Genomic DNA, 19792 nt, shown 5'->3' with positions numbered 1-19792 from the left:
ATCTACTTTACTGTGCTATCTTTTTCTTCTACACAGAGAATAGGCTTTTCTTCATTTGGGTCATTAATGAGATCATAAAATGTGGCTTCGCCTTTACTCGTCCACCAAATATATGCACCTCCTGCATATTTGTCTCCAGAAGCGGAAAGTACATTGGAACCGACGATGCGCTTACCTTTCCATGTAAAATCAACTAATGAAATAGTACCAGCGTTGAGATAAGTTACTTCAAGGTTTTCTTTACTTTTTCCAAGATCGCACTGATAGGTAAATGTCTCTGTTGTTGGTTCTGGATCATCTGGTACTTCAATAACTAAAGAACCGGCGAAAGCACTAACTGAGCTAAATAATGACAAACTTAAAGCAACAAAAATTTGTAAAATAAAAAAAGTTTTTTTCATAATGTTTCCTCAATATTTAAAATAATAATGTCGATTCTTCCTTACAGAGGATAGGTTTTTTTTCTTCTGGATCATGAACAAGGTTATAAAGTATGATTTCGTTGTTGATTCTCCACAAGGTATAATGAGCTCCTGCGTATTTTGTTCCCATGGGGGTAATTACATTTGCAGCGAGGACGCGGTCGTTTTTCCATGTAAAGTCAACTAACGAAACATTGTGAGCATCAAGATAGGTTGCCTCAATACGCTCTTTTTCTGTTCCAGTATTGCACTGATAAGCAACAGTTTCAGTTTTTGGTTCTGGATTATCTGGTACCTCGAGGATTAAAGAAGCTGCAAAGGCATTGGTGAGGTTGAAGAGTGATAGATTTAAAGCGGCGAAAAATCCTAGAATGAGTGAAGTTTTTTTCATGGTGCTTCCTTATTATGCAGAAGAATAGCTAGTTAATGTGATGGTGTCTACGGCAGGATTCGAACCTGCGACCCCAGGATTCATACCACTTCGACTTTCATCGCCAGCTTTACAGGCTGTTTGTGGTCTGGACTGTCTCTTCACCTTGAAGTTTGCACTTTTTAGGCGCCGCCCGTACAGTCTCTACACCTTCCTCTCACTTAATTAAGGGAGGCTTGGCTCGGGATTGGCATATAGTTATCCTATGAAGCTTTCCCCGAATTTGAGCAGATTCACTTTGAGAATTTCTCCTTAAGGTGCCCAATTTTTAGGAATCCTGTGCTCTATCCTACTGAGCTACGCAGACATAAACACATCTATCATTTAGCTGAAGTATAAAAACGAAATCAATTATATTCAATATGAATTAACTGATTTTCTCTAGTTTTTGCTTTAAAAAAGTTAAAACTGCGTCTGGTGGAATATTTTTTGCAATAAATGATTGACCAAGGCCACGTGTTAATATGAAGGTTAGACTGTTTTGCGAAACTTTTTTATCTTGGGCAATAAAAGTCATAAGCGTTTCAGCATTCGGTAATTTTCCTGGAATATCCTTTAGCTGCGTTGGTAATCCAACGGTTTTTAGGTGTGCTTCTATACGTTGTATGAGTGTGGGGTTTATTAAATTTAGATGAGCTGAGAATTGGTGAGCGAGAATCATGCCAATAGCTACAGCTTCACCATGAATTAAACGGTTTGGGTTATAAGAAACTGCTGTTTCAAGCATGTGTCCGAATGTATGCCCAAGATTCAATAATGCGCGTTCTCCTGTTTCAAATTCGTCTCGCGTGACAATGTCAGCTTTAAATTGACATGAGTGAACAATGGTCTTTGTTCGTGTTGAGCCATTAGAAAAAATTTGTTGCCCATTTTTTTCAAGCCATTCAAAAAAATCAGGCTGATTAATGAGCCCGTATTTAACTATTTCGGCATAACCAGCGCGAAATTCACGCAATGGTAATGTATCAAGAATACAAGTGTCGGCAATAACGCATTTTGGTTGATAAAAGGAACCAATAAGATTTTTACCATATTGGCTATTGATCCCAGTTTTTCCACCCACGGACGAGTCAATTTGTGCGAGAAGCGTTGTGGGCATTTGGATGAAGTTCATGCCTCGACGTACGATGCTTGCGGCAAATCCTCCCAAATCACCAATGACACCACCACCAAAAGCAATGATGCAGTCGCCTCTTTCTAAACGTGCAGCAAGAATTTTATTAATTATAGTTTGCAGAGTTGAAAATGATTTTGATTGCTCCCCTGGTTCCACGACGATTGGAACAATGCTGATTTGATTTTTTGTTAATTCTTCTTGCAATTTATCCAAATGCAAAGAAGCGACATTTGTATCTGTAATAATGGCAAAACGTTTTTGATGAATATCTTTGTGGTTAAGAGAACGTTTAATCTGTAAAGCTGCTTGTACAATTAAATCTGAGCCAATGATGATATCATAATGGTGCTTGTCCAGTTTAACAGTGACTGTTTCAGCTTGCATGTTCGTTATTCCTATCGTCTATTTCTTTATATAAGTAATGCTGTACAGATCGTATGACATTTTTAGCTACGGTGTGACTATTTCTTTGATGACTGTTAATTGTTAAGTTTGCCTTTGCATAGATAGGATAGCGTTGTTCCATGAGTTTTTGCATGGTTTCTTTAGGATTTTCTGTTTGAAGTAATGGCCGTGTTTGGCGCCCCTTCAAAATACGTTGTATAAGTATATTAAGATCTGCTTTAAGCCATATAGATATACCATTTTCATGAATGGTATTTCTGATGTTTTCGTTTATATAGGCACCACCGCCTGTTGCTAAAACAAGAGGCTTCTTTTTTATGAGGTTTAGAATAATACGCTGTTCAAGAGAGCGAAATTCTAGTTCACCATAAACTTTAAAGAGTTCAGGAATGGTCATTTGTGCAGCTTTTTCAATTTCTTGGTCAGAATCGTAAAAAGGCAGATCGAGTATGGTGGAAACGCGCCTTCCGATCACTGATTTTCCTGCTCCCATAAGACCTACAAATACAAGTGCTCGTTTATCAAGAAACGATAGAAGTTGATTTTTTATTTGTGTTATCGGAGGATGTTTTGATCGGCGACTTTTCATAATGCTATTTCGACATTTATCTTTTGGAAAGTCAATTCCTGTTAATCTTTATAGAGCATAATAGAAGGCAGAGTATTTTTAGGTTGTTTATCGTCTTATGCCAACATTGACTAGGTTTTTGATTATTTTTTTCATTTTGCTTGTGGTTCTTTTCAGTGTAATGGTATCTCTCGTGGTTTTGGTAGAGCCGGTGATAGTAGATATGTATATTGATGTTCCTCTAGATTCGTTGAATTTTTCTTCGAAAGTAAATCAATGAAAAGTGATGTTATTATAGATCGTTTTCTTGAGATGATGAGTGCTGAACGAGGAGCTTCTGATCACACACTCTCAGCTTATCAGCATGATTTGCAATGGGTACAGGATAAATTGTCTTCACGCTCTATTTCACTTTTTTCAGCGCAAAAAGAAGATTTAATTGGTCTTTTATCGCTCATGCACACTGCTGGTTTTTCAGCGTCTTCGCAAGCGCGTCGTTTATCGACATTACGCCAGTTTTATCAATTTCTTTATGCTGAAGGGCTGAGAGGAGATGATCCTTCAAATGATATTGATGCACTTCGTAAAGGGCGTTCTTTGCCAAAAATAATAAGTGAGAATGTGGTGACAAAGTTGCTTGATTTGGCTCAGTTGGAAGTAAGTCAAGTAAATTATGGATCTAAAGCTCATTTCCATGCATTGCGTCGTCATGTATTGATTGAAATGCTTTATGCAACAGGGTTGCGCATTAGTGAGTTAGTGAGTCTTCCTGTGCAAGTGGCTCGGGGAGAAGAGTATTGTATCTTGGTGCGTGGTAAGGGACAAAAAGAACGAATGGTGCTCTTATCAAAAAAAGCACGCCAAGTTCTTTCGGAATGGTTAATATTGCGTGATCAGAGAAAGGATGCAGCAAGCTTTTATCTTTTTCCTGCTCGATCAAAGACGGGGTATATTGCTCGCCAAATTGTTGCGCAGGAGTTGAAAAACCTTGCTAAAAGAGCTGGAATAAAAGGTGATGGCGTTTCTCCTCATATATTGCGCCATGCTTTTGCTAGTCATCTTTTACAAAATGGTGCTGATTTGCGCACAGTTCAGCATTTGTTAGGTCATTCTGATATTTCTACTACTCAAATTTATACACATGTATTGGAAGAAGGGCTTTATCGTTTGGTTAATGAGTATCATCCACTTGCCGATGAGAAGAAGGCTAGTTAGAAAGGTAATATTTTGAAAATACTTTATAAAGAAATACTAAATGTATATGTCACATTAAAGTAAGTTAGGTACAATGTATAATTATCTTGATTTTGAAAAATCGGTTGCTGATCTTGATGGCCAGATTCTTGAATTAAAAAAGATTGATCAGGAAGAAAATAGTCTAGATATGAGTGATGAGATTGCGCGTCTTGAAAAACGTTCCCAAACTGCCTTGCGTGATATTTACAAAAAATTATCACCATGGCAAAAAACACAAGTAGCTCGCCATCCTGATCGTCCCCATTTTATGGATTATTCTGCACAATTATTGAGTGACGTTACACCTTTGGCAGGTGATCGCAAGTTTGCTGAAGATGAAGCTATTCAAGCGGGTTTTGCACGCTTTAAAGGGGAGGCTGTCGCGTATATAGGTCAAGAAAAAGGCCATGATACGCAAACGCGTTTACGTTATAACTTTGGCTCTGCACGTCCGGAAGGATATCGCAAAGCTGTACGTATTATGGAAATGGCTGACCGTTTTGGCTTGCCATTATTGACTTTTGTAGACACTGCTGGTGCTTATCCTGGTGTAAGCGCTGAAGAACGAGGGCAAGCAGAAGCTATTGCTCAATCAACAGCAGCAACTTTGCGCTTAAAAGTTCCTGTGGTTTCAATCATTATTGGAGAAGGAGGCTCTGGAGGAGCAATAGCAATTGCTGCAGCCAACAAAGTTTATATGTTAGAGCATTCGATTTATTCTGTTATTTCACCAGAAGGGGCAGCCTCTATTTTATGGCGTGACTCAACGCGAGCGAAAGATGCTGCAATGAATATGCACATTACCGCTCAAGATCTGTATAAATTAAAAATTATTGATGGCATTATTCCAGAGCCTGTAGGAGGAGCGCATCGAGGAAAAGATGCTGTTATTGATGCAGCTGGAAACGTTATTTCAGCTGCTTTAAAGGCTATGGTTGGAAAAAGTGGTGAGGTTCTTAAGCGAGAGCGTTGGGACAAATATCTTCAAATTGGTAGGTCTTTAGCATAATTCATTTTTGCGGGAGGTGGTAGATTGGAGTTTATTGATGATATTGAACAGATTCTTTGTAGCATGTACGTTGTTAGCAATTGGAGCATTGACAGCGTGTGGAATAAGATTGCCTGCTTCTATTAAGGCTAAAGCTGAACAACCATTGCCACAAGAAATCCAAAATAGAATGGTTTTGTACGATATTGATCAATATGCACCGATTGTAATGCGGTTTTTTAAAGAAGAAAATATTGCAGAAATTTGGAAGAAAAACCGTACAGGAGCTTTTGTACTTTTAGCTCGTTATGGAATTTGCAAGTGGTCAGGTCACCTTGGACCTAAATATAAAGAGGGGGATTTTCAAACACCAGAAGGTTTTTACACCATTAGTGCAAGCCAAATGAATCCTTATTCAAAATATTATCTTTCCTTTAATATAGGCTTTCCTAATATTTATGATCAGGCGAATGGTCGTACGGGAAGTTATCTTATGGTTCACGGTTCTTGCTTTTCTGCAGGGTGTTATTCCATGAGTGATAAAAATATGGCGCAGATTTACGCTTTTGCACGGGATGCTTTTAGAGGTGGGCAAAGAGAATTTCAGTTGCAGTCTTTTCCTTTCCGTATGACCTCTGCCAATATGGCGCGTCATCGTGCTAATCCACACTATAAATTCTGGATGATGCTTAAAGAAGGCTATGATTTTTTTGAAAAAAATCGCCAACCTCCGAAAGTTGAAGTTTATGAAAAACATTATGTTTTTAGTCGCGATACTGTTCAAATGTCAACTGCCATAATACCGTGAGTATAGTTACATTATGAAATGTGAACCTCGCCACTTAGTTTAATGAGATTCATTATATTTATGGTGGGACAGCATAAAATGTGTTGAGGGTTACATCATACGGTGTTCATCAAAAATTTTGATTCATTGAAGGTTGGAGCAGAAATTAAAGTTTCATCCCTGGAATGATTAGGGGATTACCAGATATGGTGGTTTTGCTGTATCTATTTCTGGTTTGTTTAAAAAAATATTGAAAAGTTTTTTATCTTTTTTTTAATCCTGTCAGAAATGATGATGAGGTGGGTTGGCATGTTTCCTTCTGTCCATGTTAAAAGTTTATATTGGTGGATGAAAAAATGTTTGTATACCGTGTTGTAGTGGGTGATATGGATCATCACATAGGGCAATAATTGTCTTGATCCGTAATAATTTCACGCCATAGCCATAAGTGTCTTTTAGGAGATTTAAAAAGTCCTAAATCAGCATGATCAATTGTCTCATCACGGCTTAGTGAAAAGGCGCGTATATTTTATAATGACCGTGTGGGGTAAGAGCTAAACATTGTTTAAATCCTGTATTTTCTCTTTTTTTCATTCCATCAATTTTAATGTACTTAAACAGAAATTATCAGAGTGGGTATCAATAGTTTGTGTCTAGAATTGATCGCTTTAAGTGTGTTTAGAGTGTTTTGTGGTCTGCAAAATTTGTTTTTGTGAGTATAATTTATCAGTGAATACTAGCTGCTTTTGTATTTCAGAGTAGAGTTCCAGTGTGGAAAGAGTGTTTGATATATCAAATGTTGTAATAACAGAGTCGATAGATAATGATTGAATTCAGATAAGGTGATTCAGAATGGTCTGTAAAATAGGGATGGGATCGGTTAAATTTTTTGTTGCAATACAGCGCGATTTAGTTTTTTGATATACCCTGTGTGAACACGATCAATTAATTACATCAGTTAATATATCGATAAGATTGCTGCGCAAATTGCAGCAAAGGCAGATGTTGGCAAATTCTATTATTTCCTCTGTAGTTCTTTAACGAGAAGGTGATCAATACTCATTTCATCGAATTCATTAATGATAACAGTACTTATCCGGTTAAAAGAGGATCTCGTAGCACTCAGTTGAGCAAAGCTGTTTTGTCAAAGCCTCAGAATTTACTAATGAGAATTATAAGAATGCGCGTTATTTTATACTCATTATCATTATTGGTGATAATTTTCTGATTTCATTATTGAATGGGTCTTGTTATTTATGCGGAATGTAAGGTTTCTTTAGCGGCTTTACTTTTATTCTATGCGTTGGTGGTGCGCTCACAAGTCCGACTGATAAAGGAAGAATAATAGAAGGTGAAGCGTTGATTAACGGTGATTTAATGATAACATATCCTTTTTTGTCATAATAATCCACGTGCATTCTTGTGGATTCGGGCGTGCATGTTTGGTGTCTTATATCGGTTGCTTGTGCCATTTTTGTGCCATAAGGTTCTAGTGTGGCTAGCGTTAATTGTATTGATCCTTGATTTGAAAAACCTGCTTCTAGGAGTTGAGCAGCTTTTTTTTCTCTTTTACTTATATTTGTAGCTCCTAAAACAACAGCGATGATTGTGCGTTTATTCCGAGTTGCTGAGGCAACAAGATTAAAGCCAGAAGCACAAATAAAACCCGTTTTCATGCCATCTATTCCATCAAAACGGCCAATGAGATTGTTTGAATTAGGTTGGATCTTTTGTCCATGACCAAAATCAATGGCTGGAATCGAAAAATAATGGGCATATTGAGGAAACTCCCGACGAATCTGAACTGCTAACAGAGCAATATCACGTGCTGTGGAATAATTGCGTGAGTTTTCTAATCCACTTGCATTAGCAAAGTGAGTTCCCAACATACCTAGGCGTTGAGCTTCGGCATTCATTTTTTTTACAAAAGCTTCTTGTGAACCAGCAACTGCTTCACTCATGGCAATAGCTAAATCATTGGTTGATTTAACCATAGTGATACTTAAAGCTGTATCAAGTGTAAGAATAGAACCAGCTTTGTAGCCTGAACGGTAAGCGGGAGCTTTTGCTGCATGGTCGCTGATGATAACATGCTTATTGGGTGAAACTTCTCCTGTGCTCATGGCGCGAAAAATGACGTAAGCAGTCATTAATTTTGTTAAGGAGGCAGGATACCAACGATCAAAAGCTTGATTGTGCTCTAAAATGCGCCCAGTTTCAACATCAACAGAGATAAAGGGATGAGCTAGAGCGAGGGTACATATCAAATTCACAATGAAAGATAAAAACAGATTATAGAATAGCTTCCGCATTAAGAGAATCCAGTTACTTCTTATCAATTATTTAGAATTAGTTTAATGTAACACACAACGACGTTTAGTCCATATAGATACAAAACATGTGATTAATGTGGTTAATTATGTACTTATTTCTTCTTTACGATGATTGAGTGCTTGTAACCTTTTAATTGCAGAAGGAGGCATAGGAGGAGGGGTAGAATCTTGAGCTGCGCGTAAAAGCAATTCATCACAGGATTTCTCCGTTTCTTGTATGAGTTTGTCTAGAAATTCACGTTTGTTTAAGCCTGCTTCTATGGGGGGAAGAATACGAACACGAATGGTTCCTGGATAGCGGCGAAAATTATTGCGCGGCCAATATAAACCAGCATTGTGGGCGATGGGAACAACGGGTAGTTTTAGTTCATGGTAGAGAGCAATAATTCCTGGTTTATAGTCTGCTTCCTGACCAGGAAGTCGACGTGTTCCTTCAGGAAAGATTAAAATCTGGCGTCCTTGTTTTACTTTTTGCTTTGCTTTTTTTATTATAGTTTTTAGAGCTTTAATGGGGGTTGTGCGGTTAATTGGAATAATTTGTGTTTTTGCCATGTACCAGCCAAAAAGAGGAATCCACATTAATTCGCGCTTTAGAATGAGAACAGGATCATCAAGATAGGGTACGAGGCTAAATGTTTCCCATGCAGATTGATGTTTGGGAGCAATGATATAGGCTCCATGTGGTAAATTTTCTATACCTTCAATTTCATACTTTGTACCAGCTATATATTTCTGCAAAAACAATGTAACACGTGCCCATGTTTTAGGTACGATCCATGCCTTTTTGCGCGGCATTAAAAAATAAAAGGGTGCATAAAGAATCATTTGCACAAAAGTTGTTATATAAAAAGCGAATGTAAAGAGAAGAGAACGAAGAACCAGCACTGTATTTTTCCGTTTCGTATCTGTAAAAAAGTTTTTGTATAATGCAATATGCGTGAAAGATATACTTTATTTATATATTTCAAAATCATTAAGAGATAGGATTGATGATATCACAGGTTGGTAGCGACAAGCCTTTTATTCCACGGATTTTATCTATTGCTGGGACTGATCCTTCTGGGGGAGCCGGAATACAAGCAGATGTGAAAGTTTTTTCCGCAATGAAAACCTATGGCATGAGTGTGATTACGGCTGTCGTTGCACAAAACACCCAAGGGGTATGTGCTTTTCACGCATTGGATGCATCTTTTGTTGCTGAACAGATTGATTCGGTTTTTGAAGATATTTACGTTGATGCAGTTAAAATTGGTATGGTAGCAAATGCCCAAATTGCTCAAATTATTGCAGAGCGCTTAGTTTATCACAAAGCTCGATTTATTGTTTTTGATCCGGTTATGATCGCAAAAAGTGGTGATGTTCTTTTAAAACCTGATGCGATTGAAGTTATTCGTGATGTTCTTATCCCTATGTCAACTCTGATTACACCAAATTTACCTGAAGCAGCGATGTTGTTGGGATGTGAAGTGCAGTGGTCGTTAAATGCTATGTACCAATATAGTCCACAACTTTTAGAATTTGGTTGCGGTGCGGTTTTACTGAAGGGTGGGCATTTGAATATCTTTTCTCGTATGAATAAAATTAAGCATGATTATCTTAGCCCAGATATTTATTGTGATTCTAAAGGTGTTGTGGTGCTTGAAGCTCCTCGCTTGGTTACCACCAACGATCATGGTACAGGTTGTACCATCGCAGCAGCAATTACAGCACTTTTACCAACATACCCTTTACTTTGCGCGGTAAGAAAAGCAAAAGACTATCTCAATAAGACTTTAGCGGCGTCAAATGTTTTACAAGTAGGGAAAGGACGTGGTCCAGTTCATCATTTTTGTGAATTATGGAATGAGAGATAGGAAGGAACAGTATCCTTTCAGAAGAAGTGCTTTTCCTAAACGTAACGATGCATTTTAAGAAAGATGCAGTTTGGTATGAGGGTTTGCGCTGTACTAAATGCGGGAAAAAGGTGGGGTTATGGAAGAATAATCGAATAATTCATTGTTTCTATGAATAATTTTTTCATTAAATGAGCGTTTTGTCAAATTGGATTTTTATACAAAAAATCACAAAAATGATAATTTGATATTTCTTTGCCGGATTTTAGGGCTTTTATGTTGAATAGTGAAGTATTTTTACTTTGGGATGAGATGGTGAGTAAAGATAGTTTATAAGGTAATGAAGCTCAATTAGCAGAGATTGCTCGCTTATTGCTCAAAAAGTAATTGTGTGTTTTGGTTCCAATAATTTACATCATAATTTACGGGTTTATATCCTAAAAAACCATTTAATTTGGTTGTATCTTGTCTTTTTCAGATGTTTATTTTTACGATCTGCAGGTGGTGTATTTAAATGGGTATTGAATAAGGGTTATGGTAAAGCTTCTAAAGCAAAGAAGTAGCAGTTGGCTGCTAAGCTTGGCTCAAAATCAGCTGGCAAATGTTTATCATCAGATGGAAAAACAGGATAAAGATTTAAAAGTTGCTCATAAAAAGCTCAAAATTACTCTATTGGTTCAAAGCGGTGTAGGTGATTTAGCATTTAAGGCTAAGAATGCAGTTTTAAATTTGGTTATCATTTGCACTAAGCTTTAAGGATCGGCCGGCTCTCATTGCAAGGTGAGGTGCAATGAAATAATTAGGTTTCATCGATGATAGGAAGAAAGAAGGGAAAGAGATTTAGAATGGCTGGTGTATAGTGTACGGTTGAAGAGCCATTAAGAAAGTAAATAAAAAGGGATAAGTTTGCAGTCTTACCCTTTCACTATCTTAAATCAATAGAAGGGTTATTAGATAAAGTACGTGATAAATTTAACATTTGAAAAAACATTTTGGATGCAACCAAAAAATCAGCCTGATGAATCGGCAAAAAAACTTTAATAGTAACGATTTTGCTTTATGGAATGAATTTGTTTGATACAGTAAAATCATAGGTGCTTGATTGGTAAAAGTAAAAGTCGCGTGGCGTATTGAGACGCCCAAAGGGATTTGTTCACAATGATAGTTGGACAGTTATGTTGGGCAATTGGTCAAACAAATTGCGAGGGTTTTACAATAGGGATAAGCTTTAGGAGACAATGGTTCAAAACAACAGCTCTGTTTTTGCATATGTGTGTAAGAGAACAACTTCGTTGATAGAATCAGCAGAGGGAGCTTTTGAGTGATTTTTAAAAAAGAAGAGCATAAGTATACTCTTTAAAAGATTTTTAGAGGCTTCTTTGAACTGTTACAAAAATTGGTGAAGCAATAATCAAAAACATATAAGTAAACAAAAAGGTCATTTTGATTCTCCTTCTAAGTTCAAATGCTTTATCCGGTTTTACGCTAGAGAATGAGCCTTAATGTCGTTTTTATAGAGCATTGACCATAGAGTGTAAGGCACGATATTCGTGATTACACGATGGCGCTATTTGGAAACATCATGCGAACTAAAGATGAAATTTTTCAATCTGCGACTCTTGTTGTCGCTTGTGAAAGGTTTATGGTGCTAAGAGTGAAACGGATGAACTCCTTCATAGAATTAATGGTTTTTTTGATCTGTTGTTATTGATTGCATTAAAATTGAACAAAGGCGTATATCTGTTCTTACTGATAGCCTCCTATTGAAGTTAGCTGTGCATGAGGAAGATAAAAAACTGTGAAAAAATGCTTGAAGGGGGGCACGAACGAAGTCTTACATATCACTTTGCGAATTTGGCTGCTACATCTTTGCAGAAAACAGAGCAAATAAATTAAAGTTTCAAGGATCTATCAAAGTTTTTAAAAAATCTCTTTAGGGGAAGACTGTATTGGTACAAAACCTAGCAGTAATATACAGCAACATACTATACCACATACGCTAAAGCTAGTTATACAATGGAGCGGGCGATGGGATTCGAACCCACGACCCCAACCTTGGCAAGGTTGTGCTCTACCCCTGAGCTACACCCGCTCATACATTTAAAACATATCTACTTCAAACACTGCTTGTATGGCGTAGGCTTATTCAAATTGCAACAAAAAAATAATGTTTAGTGTGAATTTATTTTTTCAATATTAAAAAAGTGAAATAAAGTTTGTTTAATAAATCTTCCTCTGTAGTTATTATAATGTAAGCAAAGTCGCAAAGTTTAAAAATCCATTGTTGCACTATTATTATTGCAGTTTTGCAGTGGGAAGTTTTGTAAAAGCAGTAAAAAAGCTTAAAGTAAGAAATTACACAAATGATAAATTATGTTGCATTTTAGCTGAAAGTTTAGGGCGTAAGGGGGATAAAAATGTGTTGACAGACAGTGGTTGTAGATATGATACAATTTTTAAGTGCATTTTTATTACAAGAGTAATCAGTATTTTTACAGTAATGCAGGTTGCACGTTAATTTTTTTGGGTAATAAGCTGGTGAATATCTCTATTAGCGTGCTTTTAGGACAAACCCTGTTTCAGAAGTAAAATAGCTTCTATTGAAGTGCAAAGAATATTTTTATTTACACAATTTAGCCGCGTTAATTATTTGATATGATTGACCTCGAAAAACATTAAAGATAAGAAGCGAATCGCTATGGTGGTGATACTTTTTAATTATTAGGATGAATGCGTGTTGATGTTGCAGGGGAGAAGTGATTATGAGGTTGTATCAAGAAGCGTTAAAGGGTTTGAATGGTTTTAGAGGTGTGTTTTAAAAGATTTGTTGGTGAAGTTTTTGATAATGGTTAATTCTTAATGGACGAATGTTTTGGCTCAGAAAAAAGCGCATGAGGTTGATCATTTTTTAACACGCTTTTCGCGTTCTTTTCCTGTTGTTCTTATTTATGGACCTGATCGGGGTCTTGTTTGTGAGCGTGTACAGCGTTTTATTAAGCTTATGCAGATTGCAACACACGATCCTTTTTCGACTGTTCGTTTGGATGCGGCTGAGATTGATAAAGATCCTGCGCGGTTGGATAATGAGGCACGTACTTTATCGCTTTTTGGTGGTGATCGTTTAATATGGATCTCTAACGGCGCAAATCAGAAAAACTTCCTTACTGCACTTAAATCTTTAATCAAAGAACCAGTAGATACAAGTATTATTTTAATTGAAGCAGGAGATTTGAAAAAAGGAACAGGGCTGCGTAATGTTGTTGAAAAAGCACCAATAGCGATGGCTTTACCTTGTTTTGCCGATGATATTCGTTCTCTTGATACGTTAATTAATGAAACCTTGAGTGATTTTAATATTACTATTTCTTCTGATGCGCGCAAGTGGTTGCTCCATAATTTGGGAGGGGATCATCTTGTTTCGCGTCGTGAATTGGAAAAACTTTGCCTTTATGTTTTGGGAAAAACACATATTTCTCTTGAGGATGTAAAGACTGTCGTTAGCGATGTTAGTGCGCTTTCTCAAGATGAAGTAATTGATGCTATTTTACTAGGAGATGTAGCAAGTTTTGAAGCGCATTTCAGCCGACATGCAGAGATGCAAAGTTCACATTTTTTTATTCTGAATACTGCACAAAGGCATTTTCAGCAATTACAGCTTTTGCGCTATCAAGTAGATGTGGAAGGTAAAAGCGCTTTTACAGTTGTTTCTCAAGCACAGCCGCCTATCTTTTTTCAGCGAAAAAAAATAGTTGAGCGTGCCTTGGGATATTGGGGGGTAGAACAAATTTCTTATGCAATGGAACGAATTCAACGTGCTGTTTTGGATAGTCGTAAAAATCCGCTTTTAGGTGAAGCTATTATTCGTCAAGCTTTGTTAGGACTGGCAATTGTTGCACGGCGTAGAATGGGTGCTTAAAATTTTCATTGTATTGATCATCTATCGTTTTGGATCAGAATATTGAAAATTCCATTTTATTGGTTCGCATGGTTGAGAGGAGAAAAACGATTTTACGATTACCAGCATATCTTTATACAGGCTGTTCCGCTCAATCTTCAATATGAGGACAGTTTACGCTCATGATTGTCAATACTTAGTGTTAAGGAAAGGTTAGGTAAAGCCATTTCATTTTTTCACAAACGCCAGTGATAAAAGAGCTAATTAAATTGTAGAAGTTTGTTTATGATGAAATCGATGGCTTTTGGCGTAGATCTTATTTTTGAAAAAATTTATAGCAGAGATAGATTTTTATCATGACGATGGTAATAGCTTTAAGCAACGAATATTACATTCTCTGCTTTCAATTTTTTGATATATTTTCTAGATGAAAATGATCTGTGAGCGATTTGTACAGGTATTTTTGTTGGCTGTGTGGCTCTATTTTAGGTCACGGTTTTTAAGATGCTTAATACATAACTATGGTCGATTATCAGATCAGGTATCAATAATGATCTTGTTGTCGTTTTAAAGAGTTATGAAGGTGAAAAATGCATTCTATTCGGTTTGAGAAAATAGCACTGATTGGAATCGGTTTGATTGGTTCTTCTTTAGCAAGAATTATTAAGAAAGAGGGTCTTGCAGATCGAGTTAATATCGCTACTCGGAGCCAGAAGACGTTGAAAAGAGCTCGCGAATTAGAGCTTGGGGATTTTTATACAACCGATAGTGCAAAAGCTGTCGAAAAAGCAGATTTGGTTATTATTGCTGTTCCTGTTGGAGCCAGCGCACAGGTGGCAAAGGATATTCGTGATCATTTAAAGCTGGGAGCAATTGTGAGTGATGTTGGCTCAACAAAAGCATTAGTGATTGCAGAAGTGGCACCTTTATTGCCAAAATCGGTTCATTTTATTCCAGGTCATCCAATTGCTGGAACTGAATATTCTGGGCCAGATGCTGGGTTCCTTGATTTATTTAGGAAGCGCTGGTGTATTTTAACTCCTTTTGCCGACAGTGATGTGGTTGCTGTAGAAAAGTTAACTGCTTTTTGGGAAGCTTGTGGTGCACGTGTTGAAAAAATGGATCCTAAGCATCATGATCTTGTTTTGGCTGTTGTCTCGCATTTACCACATTTGATTGCGTACAATATTGTTGGAACAGCAAGTGATTTAGAAAAGGTAACCAATTCGGAAGTAATTGCTTATTCAGCTTCTGGTTTTCGTGACTTTACCCGTTTGGCATCTTCCGATCCTGTTATGTGGAGGGACATTTGTTTGCATAATAAGGATGCTATCTTGGAGATGCTGGGTTGCTTTAATGAAGGTCTTGCCTATTTAGAGCGAGCAATCCATCGGGGAGATGGGGATGTCTTGTTTAATTTTTTTACACGTACACGGGAAGTGCGGCGCAGCATTATTGCTGCTGGCCAAGAAATTGATGTACCTGATTTTGGGCGTCAGGCAGCTCTTAAAGAAAGCATGTAAAGTGAAGATGCTATAATGAGATTTGTTTGCAATAAGTTGGTGTGCTTTTTGTTTAAACAAATCTTTGGAAAAGAAAGAGTGAAATCAAGATAAAGATAGCATGCTTTTTCTTGCAATGAAGGAGGTCTGTTATTTATTTTGCTACTAAGTGATGATGTAATTTAAGAATTTAAATGGTTGTATGTACAATATGATGAGATGATTATGTTATATGTTTTCTTTTATGTAGTTGACTAGGTTTGTTAATTTAGCTTTTGTAACTTGACGATATTTATTCTTATTTTTAAAATATTTATGTTTTTTATAGAGGAAATCATTTTTTTATAAAAAAATGTCGTTAGAAAGTGCTAAACTTTGATAAGAAATATATTTAGGTATGGTTATCGTATTCTTGTCAATGCTGTGAGTCATTATTTGCGTGATAACGGAAATGCTTTTGCAAGCCATGTTGCACTTTCAGGGCTTTTGTCATTTTTTCCTTTTTTTATTTTTGTTACTTCTTTTGCTAGTTTTCTTGGAGCTTTTACTTATACGCCTCAAAAAGTTAAAGCACTTATACAGTTATTGCCAGATGCGATTGCAGAGCCTTTATCTCAGGAAGTTGTTAATGTTTTGACGACACATCGAGGAGATTTACTGACGATTTCCGCCATTGTAGCAGCATATTTTAGTTCTAATGGGGTAGAGGCTTTACGTACGGCCTTGAATAAGGCTTATCGCGTTATTGATCATCGTAATTTATTTTTTTGCCGTTTGCAAAGTTTGTTTTTCGTGGTCATTGGAGCAATTGGCCTTGTAATGCTTAGCATTTCATTAATTATGGTGCCTTTGCTGATTAAAATTATGCGAAATCATTCTCTTTTTATGAGTGAATATATTGGTATTATTCGCTTATGGCGTTATCCTATTGTTTTTGTTGTTCTTTTTATAAGCCTTTTCATTGTTCATAAATGGTTGCCAGCTGGGCGAAGAAAATTTATAGATATTTTGCCGGGAATTTTAGTGACAATATTTCTCTGGTTTGTTGCTTCCATTGCCTTTACTCAATATGTCGCGATGTTTGGTTATAGTTCCACCTATGCAGGGTTAGCGTCTATCATGGCTGCTATTATTCTTCTTTATATGCTGAGTGCGATTTTTATTTTTGGAGGAGAAATAAACGCAGCAATTATATTTTATCGCAATCATTTGCAAAATTCAGATGAATGAAAAAGCTTTTTATCAAACTATGCAAACACATAGAAAAGTTTGTTCTGCTGCTATTTGTGATTAGTATTTGAATTTGTAAGCTCTGAAATTTTTTCTGTTATAATCATTATAAGCTCAAAGCATTATAGTGATGGTGTTTTGAGTTCCTCTCTGGATGAGGTATTCTTTTGATGGTTATTGTTACACGAAAGTTTAATTTCGTAATTAGATTTATAGAGCACTGTGTAAATGAGGCTAATGCCATTATTACATTCCGAGGGATGTTTTTAGCAGCACTTGTGTTTGGCGGGGTTAGCGTTTGTTTTTTGCCTACAGAATATATTTTTGTAAATTTAATTGGCCAAGCTTTAGTGGTGATATCAAATCTTATGCAAAATCTGCAAGAACAGAGCGCGTGATACATATGGTATTCTATTGTTTATCGCAAAGACTGTTTTTCTGTATTGGATTTCTTCTATACACAATGCTTTAAAAGACCTCAGTTATTGTATTTCTTGAATGACAGATTTAATGAATGCTTTAGCATCGTCATTTCCCCATGGAGCTGCACCATTGAATGAAGCAATGAGGTGACTATTTTTATCGACGAGAAATGTAATGGGTAATCCTAAAGCTAAAAGTTGTCTTCTAACATTTTTAAAAATATTCATTGTTGTATCGCGATAGTAGACTAAATCATCTGCATGAGTATCATGTAAAAAATTCTGAATCTTTGTAAAAGATCCAGTGTTATCAACATTAATGGCTATAACATCAAAATTTTCCCCACCCATTTCACGTTTTAATTGTGCTAATTCTGGCATTTCTGTACGGCATGGTAGACACCAAATGGCCCACAGATTGACGAGAATCGGTTTTCCACTAAACTCAGCGAGCTTATGGTCTTTTCCTTGAATATCCTTAAAAGAAAGTTGACCCATATCATAGGGAGTGTCAGCAAATCGCATGTTGGCAAAAAAGCCTTTGGCTGCTTTTTTTATTGCAAGTATTTTTTCTTCTTGTGTTTTGCTAGTATTTTTTTCTTTTGCTATAGCTGATGAAATGAAATTGGGAATAAAATATGCCATCTTGTCGGCTTGGTCGTTTATTGCCGCATAAAAACCCAAGGAGATGATTAAAAATGTAGTGAAGAATTGTATTTTTCTCACCTTTTTTTTGGAGCGGGTAAAAATTTGAGAGATCATCATTCTGTCCTTTTAATGGATATTTTAAAAATGTGAGGGATAAGAAATCAAATGTAAAATTGGCCTAATGTGCTAGAACTGTTATTGTAAAAAATGAATACTTTAAGTTAATTTTGAAACAATTTTATCTATAAGATAGTCCAACAAGTGTTGATGAGTATACATTTATTTTTCAAAAAACTCTAAATGTTTAATGAATATTGGGGTATTGTTAAATAAAGTGATTGATTTTGTAGCAGAGTGTTTGCCTATAGTGTATTTAAAGTCTTGTTATCACTTGAGTAATGTTTTTTTACGCAAAAAATAGAGATTGATATAAGTGAAGAGGGCATATGGGAATTATTTTAAAAAGTTTGATGATTTTCCTTTTTTGTAGTGTTATTTGTGCGGGATGTGGGCGGAAAGGTGCATTAGAATTGCCTTCTTCAGATGCGATAAAGACTCCTAAAGGAGCGTTTGCTTCTAAAAGTACAGTAGATAAATCTTTTATTCTCGACCGACTGATACAATAGGGGTTTTAATGCATTTTTTTTCTTATCATCAGGGTGAACTCTACGCTGAAGGTCTTCCGCTTGCTGTCTTGGCACAAGATGTGGGAACACCTTTTTATTGTTATTCGGCCAGTGCAGTGGTTGCACATCTTAAAGATTATCAGAATGCGTTTCGAGATGTGCCTAGTTTGATTGCTTATGCAGTTAAGGCTAATTCCAATCAGGCAATTTTACGGCTTTTAGCGGTGAATGGATCTGGAGCTGATGTAGTCTCAGAAGGTGAGTTGCGGCGTGCACTTGCTGCTGGTATTCCTGCTGATCGAATTGTTTATTCTGGTGTTGGTAAAACAGTGAAAGAGATAGACTTTGCTCTTTCAAATGATATTTGTTGTTTTAATGTTGAATCAGAATCTGAGCTTGAAAGACTTTCGGTACGTGCTGTTGCGCTTTCAAAAACAGCACGCATTTCGTTGCGCATTAATCCGGATATAGATGCAAAGACTCATAAAAAAATTACAACGGGTAAATCTGAAAATAAATTCGGTATTCCTCTGTTGTCAGCGTTGGATGTATATAAAAAAGCAGCGCAATTGCCAGGTCTTGATGTATGTGGTTTGGATATTCATATTGGTAGTCAGATTTGTGACTTAAAGCCTTTTGAAGATGCTTTTCTTATGGTGGCGGATTTCGTGCATCAATTATGGAGTCATGGGTATAGGATTACTCATGTCGATATTGGCGGAGGGCTTGGTATTTCATATGGCAATGAACAAAATTCAGTGCCATCTCTTGCGGATTATGCAGCTCTTGTAAAAAAGCATATTGCACCTTTGGGGATTAATATTATCATGGAACCTGGACGCAGTATTGTTGGTGATGCGGGTGTACTGGTAACGTCTGTTGTATATTTAAAAAAAGGGGAAGGACGGAATTTTGTTATTGTTGATGCGGCAATGAATGATCTCATGCGCCCAACGCTTTATGATGCTTGGCAAAATGTGGTACTTGTAAAACAAGCGCCGATAGGTGCAGGATTTATTAGAGCAGATATTGTTGGTGCAGTTTGTGAAACCGGTGATTATTTAGGGTTAGATCGCTGTATACCAGTTTTAGAAGAAGGTGATCTCTTAGCGATTACTGAGGTTGGTGCTTATGGTGCAGTGATGGCAAGTACCTATAATAGTCGGCTTTTGGTGCCAGAAGTTCTCGTTCAGGATATGCGTTATGCAGTTATTCGTCCGCGCCTTGATTATACGCAATTGATAAGTTGCGATCATATTCCAGATTGGATTGAACATTGTTAAATATTTTGGGTCTTATTTTTATTAAACTTTAATGAAATAATCCATTTTGGGGAGTTTGCCTTATATGG

General features: G+C 36.7%; 18 protein-coding genes and 1 tRNA gene. 11 read left to right on the top strand and 8 right to left on the bottom strand.

Going from position 1 to position 19792, the window contains the following annotated elements:
- Positions 1-2 precede the first annotated feature (2 nt).
- The 4 genes from WCP78_RS01025 to WCP78_RS01010 form a co-directional block, all read right to left on the bottom strand.
- Entirely contained in the window at positions 3-401 is a 399-nt protein-coding gene (locus WCP78_RS01025; protein ID WP_336278659.1) for an MliC family protein, read from the bottom strand.
- Between the two features lie 16 nt (positions 402-417).
- Positions 418-813, bottom strand: a complete 396-nt coding sequence (locus WCP78_RS01020; RefSeq protein WP_336278658.1) for an MliC family protein — start codon at positions 811-813, stop codon at positions 418-420.
- Between the two features lie 406 nt (positions 814-1219).
- Positions 1220-2353, bottom strand: coding sequence for a 3-dehydroquinate synthase (gene aroB, locus WCP78_RS01015; RefSeq protein WP_336278657.1), 1134 nt, complete (start codon positions 2351-2353; stop codon positions 1220-1222).
- Positions 2343-2963, bottom strand: a complete 621-nt coding sequence (locus WCP78_RS01010; RefSeq protein WP_336278656.1) for a shikimate kinase — start codon at positions 2961-2963, stop codon at positions 2343-2345. The genes aroB and WCP78_RS01010 overlap by 11 nt, the downstream gene beginning before the upstream one ends.
- A 255-nt stretch (positions 2964-3218) precedes the next feature.
- Here WCP78_RS01010 and WCP78_RS01005 point away from each other — a divergent pair, with 255 nt between their 5' ends.
- The 3 genes from WCP78_RS01005 (at position 3219) to WCP78_RS00995 (ending at position 5974) form a co-directional block, all read left to right on the top strand.
- Positions 3219-4157, top strand: coding sequence for a site-specific tyrosine recombinase XerD (locus tag WCP78_RS01005; RefSeq protein WP_336278655.1), 939 nt, complete (start codon positions 3219-3221; stop codon positions 4155-4157).
- A gap of 73 nt (positions 4158-4230) precedes the next feature.
- Positions 4231-5187, top strand: coding sequence for an acetyl-CoA carboxylase carboxyltransferase subunit alpha (locus WCP78_RS01000; RefSeq protein WP_336278654.1), 957 nt, complete (start codon positions 4231-4233; stop codon positions 5185-5187).
- 37 nt (positions 5188-5224) lie between these two features.
- Positions 5225-5974, top strand: a complete 750-nt coding sequence (locus tag WCP78_RS00995) for a L,D-transpeptidase family protein (RefSeq protein WP_336278653.1) — start codon at positions 5225-5227, stop codon at positions 5972-5974.
- Positions 5975-7203: 1229 nt separating this feature from the next.
- Here the strand turns inward: WCP78_RS00995 and WCP78_RS00990 are convergent.
- Complete coding sequence (locus tag WCP78_RS00990) at positions 7204-8265, bottom strand: D-alanyl-D-alanine carboxypeptidase family protein (protein ID WP_336278652.1); 1062 nt, start codon at positions 8263-8265, stop codon at positions 7204-7206.
- Positions 8266-8370: 105 nt separating this feature from the next.
- On the bottom strand, positions 8371-9171 hold the full coding sequence (locus tag WCP78_RS00985; protein WP_336278651.1) for a lysophospholipid acyltransferase family protein: 801 nt from the start codon (positions 9169-9171) through the stop codon (positions 8371-8373).
- Positions 9172-9275: 104 nt separating this feature from the next.
- On the opposite strand from WCP78_RS00985, the gene thiD reads away from it, so the two are divergent.
- Positions 9276-10139 carry a bifunctional hydroxymethylpyrimidine kinase/phosphomethylpyrimidine kinase gene (gene thiD / locus WCP78_RS00980; protein WP_336278650.1) on the top strand — a complete coding sequence of 288 codons (864 nt, stop codon included), beginning with the start codon at positions 9276-9278 and terminating at the stop codon, positions 10137-10139.
- Between the two features lie 558 nt (positions 10140-10697).
- Positions 10698-10874 carry a hypothetical protein gene (locus WCP78_RS00975; protein WP_336278649.1) on the top strand — a complete coding sequence of 59 codons (177 nt, stop codon included), beginning with the start codon at positions 10698-10700 and terminating at the stop codon, positions 10872-10874.
- Positions 10875-12135: 1261 nt separating this feature from the next.
- Here the strand turns inward: WCP78_RS00975 and WCP78_RS00970 are convergent.
- Positions 12136-12210, bottom strand: a tRNA-Gly gene (locus WCP78_RS00970).
- A 780-nt stretch (positions 12211-12990) separates the two neighbouring features.
- Here WCP78_RS00970 and holA point away from each other — a divergent pair.
- The 4 genes from holA (at position 12991) to WCP78_RS00950 (ending at position 17143) form a co-directional block, all read left to right on the top strand.
- Positions 12991-14034, top strand: a complete 1044-nt coding sequence (holA, locus tag WCP78_RS00965) for a DNA polymerase III subunit delta (RefSeq protein WP_336278648.1) — start codon at positions 12991-12993, stop codon at positions 14032-14034.
- Positions 14035-14603: 569 nt separating this feature from the next.
- Positions 14604-15536, top strand: a complete 933-nt coding sequence (locus WCP78_RS00960) for a prephenate/arogenate dehydrogenase family protein (protein WP_336278647.1) — start codon at positions 14604-14606, stop codon at positions 15534-15536.
- A 354-nt stretch (positions 15537-15890) separates the two neighbouring features.
- Complete coding sequence (locus WCP78_RS00955; protein ID WP_336278646.1) at positions 15891-16745, top strand: YihY/virulence factor BrkB family protein; 855 nt, start codon at positions 15891-15893, stop codon at positions 16743-16745.
- A 170-nt stretch (positions 16746-16915) separates the two neighbouring features.
- Complete coding sequence (locus WCP78_RS00950; RefSeq protein ID WP_336278645.1) at positions 16916-17143, top strand: hypothetical protein; 228 nt, start codon at positions 16916-16918, stop codon at positions 17141-17143.
- A gap of 84 nt (positions 17144-17227) precedes the next feature.
- On the opposite strand, the gene WCP78_RS00945 is transcribed toward WCP78_RS00950, so the two are convergent.
- Positions 17228-17929 carry a TlpA disulfide reductase family protein gene (locus WCP78_RS00945; protein WP_336279103.1) on the bottom strand — a complete coding sequence of 234 codons (702 nt, stop codon included), beginning with the start codon at positions 17927-17929 and terminating at the stop codon, positions 17228-17230.
- A gap of 332 nt (positions 17930-18261) precedes the next feature.
- On the opposite strand from WCP78_RS00945, the gene lptM reads away from it, so the two are divergent.
- Both lptM and lysA read left to right on the top strand, forming a co-directional pair.
- Complete coding sequence (gene lptM / locus WCP78_RS00940) at positions 18262-18441, top strand: LPS translocon maturation chaperone LptM (RefSeq protein ID WP_336278644.1); 180 nt, start codon at positions 18262-18264, stop codon at positions 18439-18441.
- An 8-nt stretch (positions 18442-18449) separates the two neighbouring features.
- Positions 18450-19724, top strand: a complete 1275-nt coding sequence (gene lysA / locus WCP78_RS00935; protein WP_336278643.1) for a diaminopimelate decarboxylase — start codon at positions 18450-18452, stop codon at positions 19722-19724.
- Positions 19725-19792: the final 68 nt, after the last annotated feature.

The sequence above is a fragment of the Bartonella occidentalis genome, assembly GCF_037070875.1.
Lineage (GTDB): Bacteria > Pseudomonadota > Alphaproteobacteria > Rhizobiales > Rhizobiaceae > Bartonella.
This window is presented reverse-complemented; position numbering and strand designations above follow the sequence as displayed.